This is a genomic window from Ruania albidiflava DSM 18029 (assembly GCF_000421225.1).
In the GTDB taxonomy this organism is placed as follows: domain Bacteria; phylum Actinomycetota; class Actinomycetes; order Actinomycetales; family Beutenbergiaceae; genus Ruania; species Ruania albidiflava.
Map to the genome: position 1 here is coordinate 12,601 of NZ_ATWL01000028.1, position 14,620 is coordinate 27,220.

The following is a 14,620-nucleotide window of genomic DNA, read 5'->3' on the forward strand; positions in this document are numbered from 1 at the left end:
GCCGCTACTCCGTGTCCTCTGCACCACCGGCCTCTGCCACACCGCCGGTGGCCGGCTCGATCGGGCCGGTGACCCGGATCCGCACCGGGACCGCGTCCGGGCCGGTGGGCACCTGCTCCCCCAGCGCCTGGGCGACCTCCACGGTGGTGACGTTCACGCGGACCGACCATCCGCCGTCGGGCAGTCGCTCCAGACCCACACCGGCCACCCCTGAGGTGGCCGCGAGCAGCTCGGCGACCTCCGCCTTGGCGGAGCGCGCAGCCTCTCGGGACGCCGGCGGCGGTGCAGCGTCGGTCATAGCTGCAGCAGCCGCACCTCGAGGGCGCGGAGCACGTCGTCGATCGGGTTGAGGAAGGTCAGACCGGCACCGCCCGGGCCCCCGGTCTGGGAGCCTGCGAACAGCAGCCCGACGGCCACGCCATCCTCCCGGTACACCAGGGATCCGGAGTCGCCGCCGGCGGAGAATGCGCCCTGGTCGCCCTCGACCTCGATCTGGTTGTCGAAGGTGAGCTCACCGAGCTCCTCGCCGTAGCCGACCCGCACGCCGTCGAGCTCCACTGCAGTCACGTGCCCGGCGGTGATCCCGGTGGTGCGGCCGATCTTGCCGACCAGCTCCCCACCCTCGACAGGCGCTGTGCTGGTCACCATGCCCACCGGGTAGATCGCATCGACCTTGGGTTCCTGCAGCAGGCACAGTGCGGCGTCCACCACGTTGGTGCTACGCGGATCCAGTGGCGCGGTCCGGTCCAGCGTGCCGACCTGGTCAGCCGCAGTGCCGCCGTCGTAGGGGCCCGGCTGCAGGATCGGGTCGCCGGTGGTCGCGTTGCTGGAACCGGCCAGCACGTGCCAGTTGGAGAGGGCGTACCGGACGTCGTCGGTGTCGGTGACGAATGCACCGAGCGTGCCGGCCGAGACGTCCACGTTGGCGAGGGACAGGCCCGGACGGAGCGGGCGAACCCGGGTGCGGAGCCGGTCGGCCGGACCGGGCGGCTGGCTCTGGGCGTAGACCTGGCCGATGTGCCGGATGTCGGCGTCCGCGTCTGCCTCCGTGACCTCACCGAGCAGGTCGGCGCACTCCGCCTCCTCCCGGTACCGCACCGCCAGGGCGTACTCGCCCCCGCTGCGCACCGCGAGGCCGAATGCGACCGAGGCCGGCTGCTGGGCGTCTTCTGCCGTGGGCAGCAGGTCGCGGGCGAGCGCGATCCAGTGCGCCTTGCGTTCCCGTGCCAGGTCGATGTGCATGCTTCGAGTCTGCGCGCACCCTGGTCCGTGCGCATGTCGGCGAGCTCACGACACGCCACGCCACGCTCACGCCACGGCGCGGTGCACCAGCGCGAGCAGGGCGTGGGCGTAGGCGTCCTCCACGTCGGCGGCGGTGAACGTGTCCAGCTCACCGGTCGGCTCGCCGGTCTGCACCCGGAACTCCTCGCCGGTGTGCACCAGGCGCACGAACGTGCCGCCGAGCAGCTCGCGCAGCTGGTCCTCCCGAGGCAGCCAGAGGGCATCCTCCTTTGCGACGCTGTCGAGCGCCCACTCGGTGGTGCCGTTGAAGTGCAGCACTGTGCCGGTGGGGTACGTACGTGGTTCGATGACCATGTGGGACAGGATGAAGACGTCCTCGCTCAGCGCTTCGGTCTGGATCCGGAACCGGTCGCCGGGCGCAGGGTCCCAGCGCACCCCGGAGTTCCGTAGCTCGTGGGCGAGGAGATCGCTGATCATTCCTCCACCCTAGGCCGGAAGCGGCACAGACGGCAGGACGTCAGCTGGCCCGCAGCCCCCGCTCGGCGCGCGCGACGGCACGGGTCACCTCCGCCGGGGGCCGGCCGCCGAGCACGGCGAAGGCGACCACGGCCAGCGGGAAGATGCGAGCGAACACCCGGGCGCGGTCTATCGTGTCTTCGTCGAGCGCAGCGGAGAGCTGGTCCCAGGCGCGGAACGAGCTGGCGACCGTGGCCACGTCCTCGGCTGGGTCGTCAGCGGCGGCAAGGTCCCAGTCCAGCACGCCGCTGACCCGTCCGCCGGACCAGAGCACGTTGCTGGTGCCGAGGTCGCCATGGTTCAGAGCTTCGGGGACCGCCGGGAGTGCGGCGAGACCTTGGATGCGGGCGAGCGCATCGTCCCGCAGGTCCATCGGAAGCAGCGGCACCACGCGGTCGGTGAGCACCTGCTGCCAGTGCTCGCCGCCGAAGAACGATCGCGGTGGCGCCAGGTGCGCGCGCAGGTCGCTCAGGTCCGCGCTGTGCACGGCCTCGAGCAGGTCTCGCAGCACGACGGCGTCCGGCGGGTCAGGTGGGTCGCTCACCCCGCGTAGGCGTTGGGTGGGGATCGCGAGGTGACCCTCGATCTCGATCGGGTCGCCGGTCGAGCGGGGCACGTCGAACGGGAGGTCAGCCAGGGCGTCGACCAGAGCCTGGGTGCGCAGCAGGTCGGCAGCCCCGGAGGGCTGGCGGGTTATCCGCACGGCGGTCCGCTCACCGAGCACGACCACAGTGTTCGACCCGTGCTCCACCCAGGTGCAGTCGACCGGGTCGGTCGCTTCCCCCGCCTCGGTGAGGGCGCGAGGGACCAGTCTCGCCAGCACCGCCTGGGGTGGGCGGACGAACCTGGTCTCATGTTCAGTCACGGCGCGCTCTCCTCCCGGCGGAGCAGACGTGCGGCAGCAGCGCGGACCCGAGGGGTCGGATCCTCAAGGAGGCCTTCGACGGCCCCGACCGGATCGTCCAGTCCGTGCGCCGCCATCACCTTCAGCGCCATCTCCCGGACCCGCCAGTGCTCGTCTCTCAGGGCGGCACGCACCACGCCCGGCCGGTCCGGCGGTCCGACGTAGAGCAGCCCGCGTCCGCCCCAGGTGCGCGCCCAGTACGGCTTCCAGTCCTCGGTGCCGCCGAGCCACTCGATCCGCGGGTACTCGGCATCGTCGGGGCGGACGCGGCCGGCGAGCAGTTCCTCGCACCAGTGCCGCACCATCGCCGATCCGTACCGTTCCACGGCACCAGCCAGCAGCAGCCGCGGGTGGGCACGGCGGTCCGGGGGCAGGTCGGTCAGCAGCATCAGGTCAGCTGCCCTCATCCCCGGTACTCCCGGCCTCGGCGCTCTGGGCACTGTCCCCGTCCGCACCGTCATCAACGGATGTCCCGCCGACCAGATGCGCGACTGCCTCCGGGCCGCCGTCGAGCAGCAGCTGGAAGCCGTCCTCGTCCAGGATCGGTCGGCCGAGGTCGCGGGCCTTGGTCTCCTTGGACCCGGCGCCGGGACCGACCACTACGAAGTCGGTCTTCTTCGACACCGAACCGGCGGCCTTGCCACCGCGGGAGAGGATCGCCTCCTTGGCCCCATCCCGGGAGTAGTTCTCCAGCGACCCGGTGACCACGATGCTCAGGCCGGTCAGCACGCCACCCTCGCTGGCTGCGCCCGGCCCTGGGTGGCCGGGGATCTCGAACTGCACCCCGGCAGCGCGCCAGCGCTGCAGGATCTCGGCGTGCCAGTTCTCCGGATCCTCCGGGTCGCCGAGCCACTCCACCACGGCGCCGGCGATCGTCGGCCCCACGCCTTCGACCTGGGCGAGCTCCTCCTCGGAAGCCGCCTCGATCGCGGTCAGCGACCCGAACCAGGTCGCCAGCGCCCGGGCGGCCACCGGGCCGACGTGTCGGATGTTCAGCGCGACCAGCTGCCGCCAGAGGTCCTTGGTCTTGGCCGCCTCCAGCTCGTTGACCAGGGTGACCGCCTGCGCCGAGGGCTCCACCACGGGGTAGTTCTTCCGGTAGCCCGCCTTGCGCCGCTCGGCGGCGTCGAGTCCCTCGGCCTCGGGCGGGTAGTCCAGCCGGGTCTTCTGGAACGGTCGGCGTACGGTCACCTCACCGGTCGCCTCGTCGACCTTCGGTTCGCCGGTCTCGGCATCACGGACCACCACGGCGATCGGCACCAGCTCCTCGACGGTCAGGTCGAACAGCCCGGCCTCGGTGACCAGCGGCGGCGTGGATGGCGTCTGCGGCTGGGTGAGCGCCGCCGCCGTCACCTCACCGAGCGCCTCGATGTCCAGTGCCCCGCGGGAGCCGATGTGCTCCACCCGGCCGCGTACCTGCGCCGGGCAGGAGCGGGCGTTCGGGCAACGCAAGTCGATGTCACCCTCCTTCATCGGCCGCAGGGCGGTGCCGCACTCCGGGCAGTCCGCGGGCATCACGAACTCCTGCTCGCTGCCGTCCCGCAGCTCCACCACCGGGCCGAGGATCTCTGGGATCACGTCACCGGCCTTGCGCAGCACCACGGTGTCGCCGATGAGCACACCCTTGGCGCGCACCACGTCCTGGTTGTGCAGCGTGGCCTGCCGGACCACCGACCCGGCCACGTGCACCGGCTCCATCACCGCGTACGGCGTGGCCCGCCCGGTGCGGCCTACCCCGACGGCGATGTCCAGCAGCTTGGTGTGCACCTCCTCCGGTGGGTACTTGTAGGCGATCGCCCAGCGCGGGGCGCGGCTGGTGGCGCCGAGCTCGCCATGCAGGGCGAGCTCGTCCACCTTGACCACGACCCCGTCGATCTCGTGCTCCACCGAGTGCCGGTTCTCGCCGTAGTCGGCCACGAAGGTGAGTACGTCCTCGACCGAGTCGAACACCTTCGCCTGCGGGCTGGTCGGCAGCCCCCACCCGGCGAGCAGGTCGTACACCTCGCTCTGGCTGTCCACCGGCGGCCGGGACCACGCGCCGATGCCGTGCACGTACAACGACAGCGCCTGCAGCCGGGCGTCCCCGGCTTCTCGCTCCAAACCTTCCTTCTTCTCCAACAGCTGGCGCAACCCGCCACTGGCGGCGTTGCGCGGGTTGGCGAACGCGGGGAACCGGCGTGCCGCGCTGGCCGCCTCGCGTTCCTCGTGGAACTCGCCTCGGCTCGCTGCTGGGCGCTTCTGCCACCGCTCCCGCGCGGCCGCCACCGCCCGGACCTGTAGCTCCGCCTGCAGCTCGTTCAACCGGGTGAACTCGGCCGTCGGGATGAAGACCTCGCCACGCACCTCCACGAGGTCGGGATGACCGGTCCCGGACAGCCGGCGCGGGATGCCCGCCATCCGGACGACGTTGGCGGTGACGTCCTCCCCGATGCGCCCATCACCTCGGGTGGCCGCGCTGACGAGCCGGCCGTTCTCGTAGCGCAGCGCGATCGCAAGCCCGTCGATCTTCAGCTCGCACAGCCAGCGGACCGTGCGGCCGGCTGCTTCCTGGGTCTTGGTGAGCCAGTCCCGCAGCTCCGCCATGGAGAAGACGTTGTCCAGGCTCAAGAGCTGCTCGGCGTGCTGCACCGGGGTGAACAGCGGTGAGGCAGAGCCTCCGACCTGTTGCGTGGGTGAGTCCGGCCGCTGCAGGAACGGGTACGTGGTCTCCAGCGCCTGCAGGTCCCGGACCAGCTCGTCGAAGGCCGCATCGGACATCAGCTGGGCGTCCTTCGTGTAGTAGGCCTCGCGGGCGGCGCGCACCCGGTCGGCCAGGTCCTGCCACTGGGCACGCAGGTCGGCCTCGTCCGCGGTGTCCTCCGTGCTGGTCGGGAGCGGTTCTTCAGGAGACTGGTAGTTCACGCCTGCCATTCTGTCCCCTTGCGGTGACATCGCCCAGCCCGGGCGCGCCGACGGCGGAGCGTACCGTGCTCAGCACGGCTCCCCCGTCCGGCGTGTGGTGAGATGGTCGCATGTCCCGGGACCCGTACGGCACTGGTGCGTACGACTCGAGCAGTCCGCCGGGCGACCGGGCTCCCGGCAGCCAGGCTCCGCCGTCGAGCTGGTCGGGACAGGCCGGCACTGCTCCGGCGGGCGCAGGGGCTACCTGGGCTGGCACCTGACCGCGTGGGGTGCGCCGTTGCTGGACAGCCTGCTGCTGGAGAACTGTCCTGACCCGGACGATCGGATGAGCTGCGTGACCCGCGACAGCGTGCATCGGTAGGTGTGTGCGCCACTGCTGGCGCTGGTCGTCGCCTGGGCGTTCGCCTCCGGTGCGGCTACCGAGGCGAAGGATGGGCGGGCCCGGGGCTGCCTGCATCTCGTCTGTGGCATCGCGGCGCTGGTCGTCGGAGGGTTGGTGAGCAGCCTGTGAGCGTCAACTACCCCGGGACTGGCGGCGACCCGTTCGGCGGCCGGTACTCCCAGCACGGCCTGGTGCTCGGCCGGGACGCAGAGGAGAACAGCTTTGACCGGCCCCAGCACGTCTCCGGTGTGGCGATGGCGATCGGCATGTTCCTGGTCTGGGACTCGTTCTCCAGCGCAGGGGTCACCCGTGCTGATGGTGCTGGTGAGCTGGACCCTGACGGCCTTCGACTGGGAGATGCCCAGGGGCGCGCCGAGCATCCAGATCAGCATGCTGGTGATCGCAGGAAGCTGGCTGATCAGCACGATCACCGCGGTCGTCGGACGCCACAACCTACGCCGGCTGCGAACCACCGGGGGGCTGGTGAAGCTGGCGGTCAGCGCAGTGGTGCTCGGCGGCGGGATGTGGTGGGTCTGGACGGTGGACGGGATTCCGCTGCAGCCCAGGAGTCTGCTGTGCTGGCCCGGCAGGTCGGTGACCGCAGTGGCGACAACTGGGGTCCTTCGTTGAGATCTCGCGGTTTTCGCGGGAATGTCAGTGGTCGGTCGTAGTGTCCTCGGTATGGCACAGGAGCTCGATCACAGCGGTCACCAGGGCGGGGCGGACGCCCCGGTGGTGATCGAGCTGTATCGGTGCACCGACCCGGGACCGTGGCAGGTCGCAGAGGCGCTGACCGGTGACCTGGTCGTCGAGCCTGACGCTGGTCGCGGACCGGCACAGGGGGCCTCCGGTGCGGCGGTCTCGGCGTTGGAGCAGGCGATGGCCGCAGACGTTCGGCTCTACCTGAGCCTGGCAGAGCGGTTGGCGCGGCACCCTGCCGATGCGCACCTGTTCACGCTGCTGGACCAGATCGACACCGAAAAGGTGGACGAGGCGGCGCTGGTGGAGCTGGCTGCTGCCGCCGAACGGGTGGAGTCCGCCGCACATGCGGCCAAGCTGCGAGCCGCGGCGGCTCTGGCCGGTCGGCAGAGGATGGCCTGCGCCGAGCTGGCTGAGCACACCCGTGGCCCCTCGGGACTGGCCGGTGACGAGCTGACGGCTCGGTTGCGGACCTCAGCGAAGGGCGGAGCGGACCTGGTGCGTCGCGGGCACGCGCTGAACACCTACTTGATGGCCACTGGAGACGCACTGAGCCGGGGTGAGATCGATGCGGCCCGTGCGCGGGTGATCGTCGACGGGCTGCAGCACGTGGGCTGGGAGGTAGCAGTCGCTGTCGAAGACCGGGTGCTACCCAAGGCCGCTGACCGGACCGCGGCTCAGCTGCGCTACGACGTGAGCAGAGCACTGGTCGCCGTGGACGCCGACGAGGCGGAGGCCCGCGCCCGGGCACGTGCCACCTCGCGGCGGGTGACCCGGCCGAGGAACGAGGGCGACGAGATCGCTTCGATGCGCATCGAAGGTCCTGCTGGTGACATCCTCGCACTCGACCTGGCGCTGGATGCCACCGCTCGCGCGGCCAAGGCGGCTGGTGATGAACGCACGATGGACCAGCTGCGCTTCGACGCCCTGGCCGGAATTGGCGAGCACGCTCTGGCCACCGGACACCTGGGCGACCCGGCGATGGGCGCCGACCTGGCTCGTACCGGTGGTCACCTCCCGCACCTGAACCTCACCATGACCTTGGACCAGCTGATGCCCGCCGGCGACCAGCCGCCGCACACCCGGGAAGCGGAGCGTGCGCCCGGAACGGAGCCGGCGCCGGAGGAGGCTGCTGCGGGCAGCGATGCGCCCGAGATCACCTGGCCGCCCGCTCTGAGCGGGGAACGGCTGGAGCCCGAGCAGGTGCCCGAGCTGGCCGGGTACGGGCCGATCAGCCCGGCCACCGCCCGGGCCCTGGCCGCCGGAGGTGTCTGGCGGCGGATCGTGACCGACCCTCTGACCGGGTCCGTGCTGGACGTCGGACACACCAGGTACCGGCCCACGCGCGCGATCGCCGAGCACATCGTGGCCCGCGACCGCACCTGCGTCCGCCCCGGCTGCAGCCACCAGGCCAGCAGCTGCCAGCTGGACCACACCATCCCGTTCAACCACGCCGACCCCGCCCACGGCGGCCCCACCAGCGTGGCCAACCTGGGACCCCTGTGCGCACGAGACCACCAGGTGAAAACGCACGCCGGCTTCCACCTGACGCAGGTCGAACCCGGCATCTTCGAGTGGACCACACCCACCGGGCACCGCTATCGACGAGAACGCGACGGCACCACCACCTCCCTGACCCACCAGCCGCCCCGGCGGGACCCAGCGTGGGACGAGCTGCCGCCGTTCTGACCGACCGTCGGTGAGGGTGCTCATGAGACCAGGCGGCCAGCCGCCTCCGGGAGCGACAACCACCACCCGCCCCCTCCCATACCCTGGGTGCTGTGGTGGAGAAGAGCCTGTGGACCCAGAAGATCGAGCAGAACCCGCAGCACTCGCACTGGTACGTGCAACGGTTCCGGACGATGGCAGCCTCCGGTGAGGACCTGCACGGCGAGGCTCGGTTCGTCGATGCGATGGCTCCGCGGGGCGCGACCATCCTCGACGCCGGCTGCGGTCCCGGCAGGGTGGGTGCCGAGCTCGCTGCCCGCGGGCACCGGGTCGTCGGTGTCGACGTGGACCCCGTCCTCATCGATGCCGCCGAGGCCGACCATCCTGGACCCACCTGGCTGGTGCAGGACCTTGCCGAGCTCGACCTGCACGACGTTTCACCACCCTTCGACGTCGTCGTCGCCGCCGGGAACGTGACGGCGTTCCTGGCACCGAGCACCCGGCGCACGGTGCTGGAGCGGATCCGAGACCATCTCGCCGACGAGGGGCGGTTCGTCACCGGGTTCGGCGCCGGCCGGGGCTACCCGTTCGACGAGTTCGCCAGCGACGCCCAGGCCGCTGGACTCACCGTCGAGGTTGCTCTCGAGAGCTGGGACCTTCGGCCCTTCACCCCGGAGTCGAGCTTCCTGGTCGCTGTGCTCGGGCGTTCGACGACCACGACGCCGGGACGCTAGGCGCCGACCACCTGGGCAGCCGCGCCCCGCCCGGCCCGGGCGATGGCTGCCTGGCCGAGCACCCGAGTGCCGTCGTAGAGCACGATCGACTGACCGGGGGCGATCCCCCGCAACGGCGAGGCGAGCTCGGTGAGCAACCGGTCCTGCTCACGGCGCACCCGTGCCGGCACCGGATCGCCGTGTGCCCGCACCTGGACGCTTACCTGCACCCACTGGTCGGCCGGCAGGTCCTCGGCCAGCCAGGTCACGTCGTCTGCGGCGATCTCACTCACCGAGAGCAGCTCGCTCGGCCCGACGACCACGCGGTTCGCTGCCGGATCCACTTCCAGCACATACCGAGGCTTGCCGTCCGCCGCCGGCCGGTTCAGCCCCAGCCCGCGCCGCTGCCCGACGGTGTAGGCGTACGCGCCCTCGTGCTCCCCGACCACGGTCCCCTCGGCGTCCACGATCTCCCCGGCCCGGGCGCCCAGACACTCCCGCAGGAACCCCTGGGTGTCCCCGTCGGCGACGAAGCAGATGTCGTAGGAGTCCGGCTTCGCCGAGACGCTCAGGCCGCGGGCCGCTGCCTCCGCGCGCACCTCGTCCTTGGACGCCACCTCACCGAGCGGGAACACCGACCGCGCCAGCCGGTCGGCGCCCATCACGGCGAGCACGTACGACTGGTCCTTGGCCGCATCCCGGGCCCGGTGCAGCTCGCGCCGGGTGCCGCCGTCAGCGAGGGGCACATCCACGATCCGCGCGTAGTGACCGGTGGCGACAGCGTCGAAACCCAGCGCCAGCCCCCGGTCCAGCAAGGCGGAAAACTTGATGTGCTCGTTGCAGCGCACGCACGGGTTCGGGGTGCGGCCGGCCTCGTACTCCGACAGGAAGTCGGCGACCACCGTCTCCTCGAACTCCTCGCTCAGGTCCCACACGTAGTACGGGATGCCGAGCACGTCCGCAGCGCGGCGTGCATCCGAGGCGTCCTCGATCGAGCAGCAGCCACGCGAACCGTTCCGGTGCTGGGCGCGGGACCGGGACAGCGCCATGTGCACCCCGACCACGTCGTGGCCAGCGTCCACCGCTCGGGCTGCTGCCACCGCGGAGTCCACGCCGCCGGACAGTGCTGCCAGCACTCGCATCAGGATGCCTCCTTCACGGCCGCTCGCTGCTGCGAGGGGCGCGGCCGGTAGGCCGCGCGTGCCCGGGCGACCGCCTCCGGCAACGCAGCCAACAACGCCTCCACGTCCTCCTCGGACGAGCTCCACCCCAGGGTGAGACGCACTGCAGAGCGGGCTGCGCCGTCGTCGGCCCCCATCGCGAGCAGCACGTGCGAAGGCTGCTGCACCCCCGCCTGACAGGCCGACCCGGAGGAGGCGCACACCCCAGCCGCGTCCAGGGTGAACAGCAGCGCGTCCGCATCGGCACCGGAGAACGTGAAGTGGGCGTTGCCCGGCAACCGGCCCGCACCCGGCGCACCGCGCAGCTCAGCATCCGGCACAGCCTCGAGCACCCCGGCGATGAGCCGGTCCCGCAGGCGCGCGCGCCGCTGTGCCTCCACCGCCAGGTCGGTCACGGCCGCGCCCACCGCTGCCGCGAGCGCTGCGAACGAGGCGTGCGGGAGCGTGCCAGACCGCACCGACCGCTCCTGGCCTCCCCCATGCTGCACCGGCACCAGGCCCAGCCCCCGGCGGGCCAGCAGCGCGCCGATGCCGATCGGGGCACCGAGCTTGTGCCCGGAGAAGGACAGCGCGTCCAGCCCGCTCGCGGCGAAGTCCACCGGCACCTGCCCGACGGCCTGCACCGCGTCGGAGTGCACCGGGACGGCGTGCTCGCGCGCGATCGACGCGACCTGCTCGATCGGCTGGATGGTGCCCACCTCGTTGTTCGCCCACATCACCGAGACCAGACCGGTGCGCTCCCCCTGTTCGGCGAGCAGCTCGGCCAGCTCCTCGGTGCGCACCACACCGGTGACGTCCACGCCGAGCTCGTGGGTCTCGGCGCCCTCGTGCTCGGCCAGGTGCTGCGCGGTCTCCAGGACCGCGTGGTGCTCGACGGCGGAGGTCACCAGGCCCGGGCGGCCCTCCTTGGCCCGAGCGCGCCAGATCCCCTGCACCGCGAGGTTGTCCGCCTCGGTACCACCCGCCGTGAGGATCACCTCGGCCGGGTCGGCACCCAGGTCCGCGGCGATCGACTCCCGGGACTCCTCCAGCACCCGCCGGGCGGCACGGCCCGCAGCGTGCAACGAGGACGGGTTGCCCGCCACCTGCAGCGCGCGGGCATAGGCGTCGGCCACCTCCGGTCGCACCGGGGTGGTGGCGGCGTGGTCGAGGTAGGTGGTCACGGCGTTCCAGTGTACGTTCCGCGCGGAAATTGGTTGGCGGACGAGGCCCACCCGGTGCCACCGTTCCCCTATGAGCTCCCCCACCTCTGCTGCTGGGTCCGCCGCAGCCACCGGCGTAACGGTGCGCCCGCTGGACACCGGCTCCGATGCCGACCTCGAGGCGGTCAACCAGGTCCACGCTGCCCAGGAGGAGCAGGACTTCGGCGGGTCCACCGCGCCGACGGTGGCCCAGACCCGGGCCGACTGTGCAGACACGAAGTTCTGGCGGCAGCAGCGCCTGGTGGCCGAACTGGAGCTCGCTGGCCGACGCCAGGTGGTCGGAGCCGGATGGCTCGGACTACCGCTGGCCGAAGACACCGACCAGGCGATGGTCCAGCCGATCGTGCACCCCGACCACCGAGGTCGGGGCGCAGGGACGGCGCTGCTGGCCGAGCTGGTGCGGATCGCGCGAGAGGCTGGCCGCACCACGCTCACCGCCTGGGGCACCATCCCGCTCGAAGGCGATGTGGACGACCCGTCCCTACCTGCCAACCGGCTCGCCGCACGGTTCGGGATGAGCCGGAAGAACGTGGCGGTCGTCCGGGTGCTGGACCTGCCGGTGCCGCCCGGTCGGCTGGCGGAGATCTGGGCCCGCGCCGAGCCACACCTGGGCGACTACCAGATCCTCAGCTGGACCGACCGCACCCCGGAGGAGCACCTGGCCGCCTATGGGCTGCTGCTGCGCCAGCTGGAGCTGGACGACCCGGACGAGGACGTGGTGCACGAGGCTCCGGAGTACACCCCGGAGCGGATCCGGATCGCCGAGGACCGCAAGGCACGAACCGGCATGCGCTCCCTGGTCGCGGTGGCACTCGCCCCGGACGGCACGTTCGCGGGCAACAGCGTGGTGGAGTTCCGTGGTTCGCCGGCCACCACCCTCGGCTTCCAGGAGAACACGCTGGTGATGCCGGAGCACCGTGGCCACCGCCTCGGCTATGCGCTGAAGGTCACCACGCACCGCATGCTTGCCGAGCATGCTCCGCAGCTGCGCCGGCTGGTCACCTGGAACTCGCACGTGAACCCGTGGATGATCCGGATCAACGAGGACCTCGGCTATCGGGCCGTCGGGCGGGAGATCACCTACCAAGGGTGAGCGCGGCTGGCGCCCCGGGCGCCGGTAGGCTCGATGTCCCACCGACAGAGGAGCCGTGTTGACGACGTTCAGCGTGTTGACGACGTTCAGCGAGTCCACCCTGAGGCCGCCGGAGGCTGAGCTGCATCCGCTTCTTCAGCGGTCGGCTCGGCACGGGGTAGTCAGCATCCGCTGCGGCAGCTGGCGGTGAGGTCGTCGAACCGGCGCGGACAGCCGGCCGGCCCACCGTCGCCGTACTTCACCCCGGGCGAACCGTCCCCGGGCCATCCGGCCGGCGACGCCGGCCCCGCCCCGAGCCTGCCGGTCGGGCGCCCTGTACCGCCAGGCGGCCACACCTACTCCCCACCACCGCGGCCGCGGGCGTCCAAGGTGAAGGTGGTGTTCCTGATCGTCGCCGGGCTCCTCGTGCTGGCCTTCATCGTCAACGGCATGTTCAGCGAGAGCCGGCCTCAGGAAGCGTCCCCAGTCACCCCCGAGCGGCCGGTCGGCACGCTCACCGAGGACTGGCTGCTCACTCCCGCGGAGGCCGCCGGCGCCGACGACGTCAGTGAGTACAACACCTCCCCGGACGGTGCGTTCACCGGGCCGGCCCTGATCACCGGCGAGAACGTCTGGGCGATGCTCACCAAACCGGGGACCAGCACCCCGGAGCAGGTCGTCGGGATCGACCCCGCGAATGGTGAGGTGCTCTGGCGTCATGACGTGCCCGGCGGGATGTGCGGTGACGAGATCGTGGCCGGGCAGCTCGCCTGCCTTGCCCGCGACGGCGGATGGTCGGGGCTGGTCGTAGACGTCGCCACCGGCGAGGCGCACCGGTGGGAGGCCGTCGGTGTGGACTCGGTGATGCTGGTGCACCTCACCGCCGAGGGCCTGCTGGTGGTCGGCGACCTCGCCCCGGTGGCGCCGCACACGATGGTCACCATGCTCGCGCTCGACGGGGAGCAACGCTGGCAGGTGGACCTGGCCGACGTGCCGGGTGCCAAGGTACTGTTCACCACCTTTCTCCAGGGCGATGTGGACGGCCAGAGCGACACCGAGCTGATGATGGAGCGGCCGCGGTGGCGGGACCTGGAGGAGGGGAAGGTGCTGCTCTGGTCCACCCCTGGTGCGGCGCTCATCGACCCGGCCACCGGTGACATCACCGCGAGCCAGTGCCGGCGTGCCACGGCTGCCGGCGACCACTACTTCTGCGCCACCGACGAAGGGATCGTCCGCCGCGCCCTGGACGGCACCGTGGAGTGGACCCTGCCCGACCTGGACCTGGTGACACCACCGGAGAACACCCCGGCACGGCCGCTGGCGGTGGCCGAGCAGGACCGGCTGGTGGCCGTGGACTGGGCGGCAGGCACCGAGCACGGCGCGCTGCACCGGTTCCGGCTCAGCGGCGGTGGTTTCGTCGCCGGGTCCATCCCGGTGGCCAGCGGCGGGGACACTGAGCACACCGCCGTCTGGGCAGACGATGCCCTGCTCGCTCTCGAAGCAGAGCACGATGCGGTCGCCTGGACCATGAACCTGGATGACGACGAGCTGCCCTTCGTCAGCGACGTCTTCGCCGTCGACGGCACGCTGGTGACCGACTCCTACCCGGCGATGGGTCTGGACCCGGCGACCGGGGAGGTGCTGTGGACTGCGCGTGCCGAGCACGGGTTCACGTTCCAAGTGGTCGAGGACCGGCTGGTCAGCATCGGGATGGACGCCCTCGCACCCGTGCAGCTGCCCGGCACCTAGCTGTACCCGGCCAGGACGTTGGTGACACTCGCGGTGGTTCGTTGACGTGAGGAGGACCTCCGGGTGAGGTGTGGCTTGTCGAAGAGTCACTACCAGATCCCGGAGGTCCTCGTGTCCCACCGTAATGCCCGTCTGACGTTCCAGGGACGCCTGCTGCTGGTGCGTCGGGTACGCCAGGAAGGGTGGGCGGTGGCCCATGCCGCCAAGGCGATGGGCATCTCGCGCAAGTGCGCCCACTACTGGCTCAAGCGCTATGACCAGGAGGGCGAGGATGGCCTGCACGACCGCTCCAGCCGGCCCCGCCGCAGCCCCCGGCGTACCCCGCGCGAGGTGGCTGAGCGGATCGTGGCCTGCCGGCGTAGACACCGCCGCGGGCCGGACTGGATCGGCG

Annotated in this window: 15 protein-coding genes; 7 read left to right on the plus strand and 8 right to left on the minus strand. The window is 71.6% G+C overall.

Annotated features, from left to right (window positions below; genetic code table 11):
• Positions 1–4 precede the first annotated feature (4 nt).
• The 6 genes from K338_RS23815 to ligA form a co-directional block, all read right to left on the minus strand.
• Positions 5–298 carry a hypothetical protein gene (locus K338_RS23815; protein WP_022919589.1) on the minus strand — a complete coding sequence of 98 codons (294 nt, stop codon included), beginning with the start codon at positions 296–298 and terminating at the stop codon, positions 5–7.
• Positions 295–1,242: a chymotrypsin family serine protease gene (locus K338_RS0118185; protein ID WP_022919590.1), complete on the minus strand. Its 948-nt coding sequence runs from the start codon at positions 1,240–1,242 to the stop codon at positions 295–297. The genes K338_RS23815 and K338_RS0118185 overlap by 4 nt, the downstream gene beginning before the upstream one ends.
• 66 nt (positions 1,243–1,308) lie before the next feature.
• Positions 1,309–1,719, minus strand: coding sequence for a hypothetical protein (locus K338_RS0118190; RefSeq protein ID WP_022919591.1), 411 nt, complete (start codon positions 1,717–1,719; stop codon positions 1,309–1,311).
• A gap of 40 nt (positions 1,720–1,759) precedes the next feature.
• Positions 1,760–2,623, minus strand: coding sequence for a phosphotransferase family protein (locus K338_RS23820; protein ID WP_022919592.1), 864 nt, complete (start codon positions 2,621–2,623; stop codon positions 1,760–1,762).
• On the minus strand, positions 2,620–3,069 hold the full coding sequence (locus K338_RS23825) for a HEAT repeat domain-containing protein (RefSeq protein ID WP_169579587.1): 450 nt from the start codon (positions 3,067–3,069) through the stop codon (positions 2,620–2,622). Before K338_RS23825 ends, K338_RS23820 begins: the two co-directional genes overlap by 4 nt.
• Complete coding sequence (gene ligA / locus K338_RS23830) at positions 3,056–5,572, minus strand: NAD-dependent DNA ligase LigA (protein WP_022919594.1); 2,517 nt, start codon at positions 5,570–5,572, stop codon at positions 3,056–3,058. The genes K338_RS23825 and ligA overlap by 14 nt, the downstream gene beginning before the upstream one ends.
• A 352-nt stretch (positions 5,573–5,924) precedes the next feature.
• On the opposite strand from ligA, the gene K338_RS25725 reads away from it, so the two are divergent.
• The 4 genes from K338_RS25725 to K338_RS0118225 all read left to right on the plus strand — a co-directional run bounded on the left by K338_RS25725 (position 5,925) and on the right by K338_RS0118225 (position 9,046).
• On the plus strand, positions 5,925–6,074 hold the full coding sequence (locus K338_RS25725) for a hypothetical protein (RefSeq protein WP_022919595.1): 150 nt from the start codon (positions 5,925–5,927) through the stop codon (positions 6,072–6,074).
• A 195-nt stretch (positions 6,075–6,269) separates the two neighbouring features.
• Positions 6,270–6,575 (plus strand): hypothetical protein, encoded by a 306-nt coding sequence (locus K338_RS0118215; RefSeq protein WP_157612630.1) that lies wholly within the window; start codon positions 6,270–6,272, stop codon positions 6,573–6,575.
• Between the two features lie 51 nt (positions 6,576–6,626).
• Positions 6,627–8,333: an HNH endonuclease signature motif containing protein gene (locus tag K338_RS24815; RefSeq protein ID WP_022919597.1), complete on the plus strand. Its 1,707-nt coding sequence runs from the start codon at positions 6,627–6,629 to the stop codon at positions 8,331–8,333.
• A 92-nt stretch (positions 8,334–8,425) separates the two neighbouring features.
• A complete protein-coding gene (locus K338_RS0118225) occupies positions 8,426–9,046 on the plus strand; it encodes a class I SAM-dependent methyltransferase (protein WP_022919598.1) in 621 nt (206 codons plus the stop codon).
• On the opposite strand, the gene mnmA is transcribed toward K338_RS0118225, so the two are convergent.
• On the minus strand, positions 9,043–10,167 hold the full coding sequence (gene mnmA / locus K338_RS0118230; RefSeq protein WP_022919599.1) for a tRNA 2-thiouridine(34) synthase MnmA: 1,125 nt from the start codon (positions 10,165–10,167) through the stop codon (positions 9,043–9,045). The genes K338_RS0118225 and mnmA overlap by 4 nt on opposite strands.
• Complete coding sequence (locus K338_RS23840; protein WP_022919600.1) at positions 10,167–11,369, minus strand: cysteine desulfurase family protein; 1,203 nt, start codon at positions 11,367–11,369, stop codon at positions 10,167–10,169. The genes mnmA and K338_RS23840 overlap by 1 nt, the downstream gene beginning before the upstream one ends.
• Before the next feature lie 70 nt (positions 11,370–11,439).
• On the opposite strand from K338_RS23840, the gene K338_RS0118240 reads away from it, so the two are divergent.
• The 3 genes from K338_RS0118240 to K338_RS0118255 form a co-directional block, all read left to right on the plus strand.
• Positions 11,440–12,501: a GNAT family N-acetyltransferase gene (locus tag K338_RS0118240; RefSeq protein WP_051154986.1), complete on the plus strand. Its 1,062-nt coding sequence runs from the start codon at positions 11,440–11,442 to the stop codon at positions 12,499–12,501.
• Positions 12,502–12,879: 378 nt separating this feature from the next.
• Positions 12,880–14,229, plus strand: a complete 1,350-nt coding sequence (locus tag K338_RS0118250; RefSeq protein ID WP_022919601.1) for an outer membrane protein assembly factor BamB family protein — start codon at positions 12,880–12,882, stop codon at positions 14,227–14,229.
• A 75-nt stretch (positions 14,230–14,304) separates the two neighbouring features.
• Positions 14,305–14,620, plus strand: a 316-nt coding sequence (locus K338_RS0118255; RefSeq protein WP_169579588.1) for a leucine zipper domain-containing protein, incomplete at its 3' end; no start/stop codon positions are given.

Excerpts from the sequence above, each read along its gene's own strand:
- K338_RS23815 (WP_022919589.1), bottom strand. The coding sequence starts at position 298 with ATGACCGACGCTGCACCGCCGCCGGCGTCCCGAGAGGCTGCGCGCTCC.
- K338_RS0118185 (WP_022919590.1), bottom strand. The coding sequence starts at position 1,242 with ATGCACATCGACCTGGCACGGGAACGCAAGGCGCACTGGATCGCGCTC.
- K338_RS0118190 (WP_022919591.1), bottom strand. The coding sequence starts at position 1,719 with ATGATCAGCGATCTCCTCGCCCACGAGCTACGGAACTCCGGGGTGCGC.
- K338_RS23825 (WP_169579587.1), bottom strand. The coding sequence starts at position 3,069 with ATGAGGGCAGCTGACCTGATGCTGCTGACCGACCTGCCCCCGGACCGC.
- ligA (WP_022919594.1), bottom strand. The coding sequence starts at position 5,572 with ATGGCAGGCGTGAACTACCAGTCTCCTGAAGAACCGCTCCCGACCAGC.
- K338_RS24815 (WP_022919597.1), top strand. The coding sequence starts at position 6,627 with ATGGCACAGGAGCTCGATCACAGCGGTCACCAGGGCGGGGCGGACGCC.
- mnmA (WP_022919599.1), bottom strand. The coding sequence starts at position 10,167 with ATGCGAGTGCTGGCAGCACTGTCCGGCGGCGTGGACTCCGCGGTGGCA.
- K338_RS0118240 (WP_051154986.1), top strand. The coding sequence starts at position 11,440 with ATGAGCTCCCCCACCTCTGCTGCTGGGTCCGCCGCAGCCACCGGCGTA.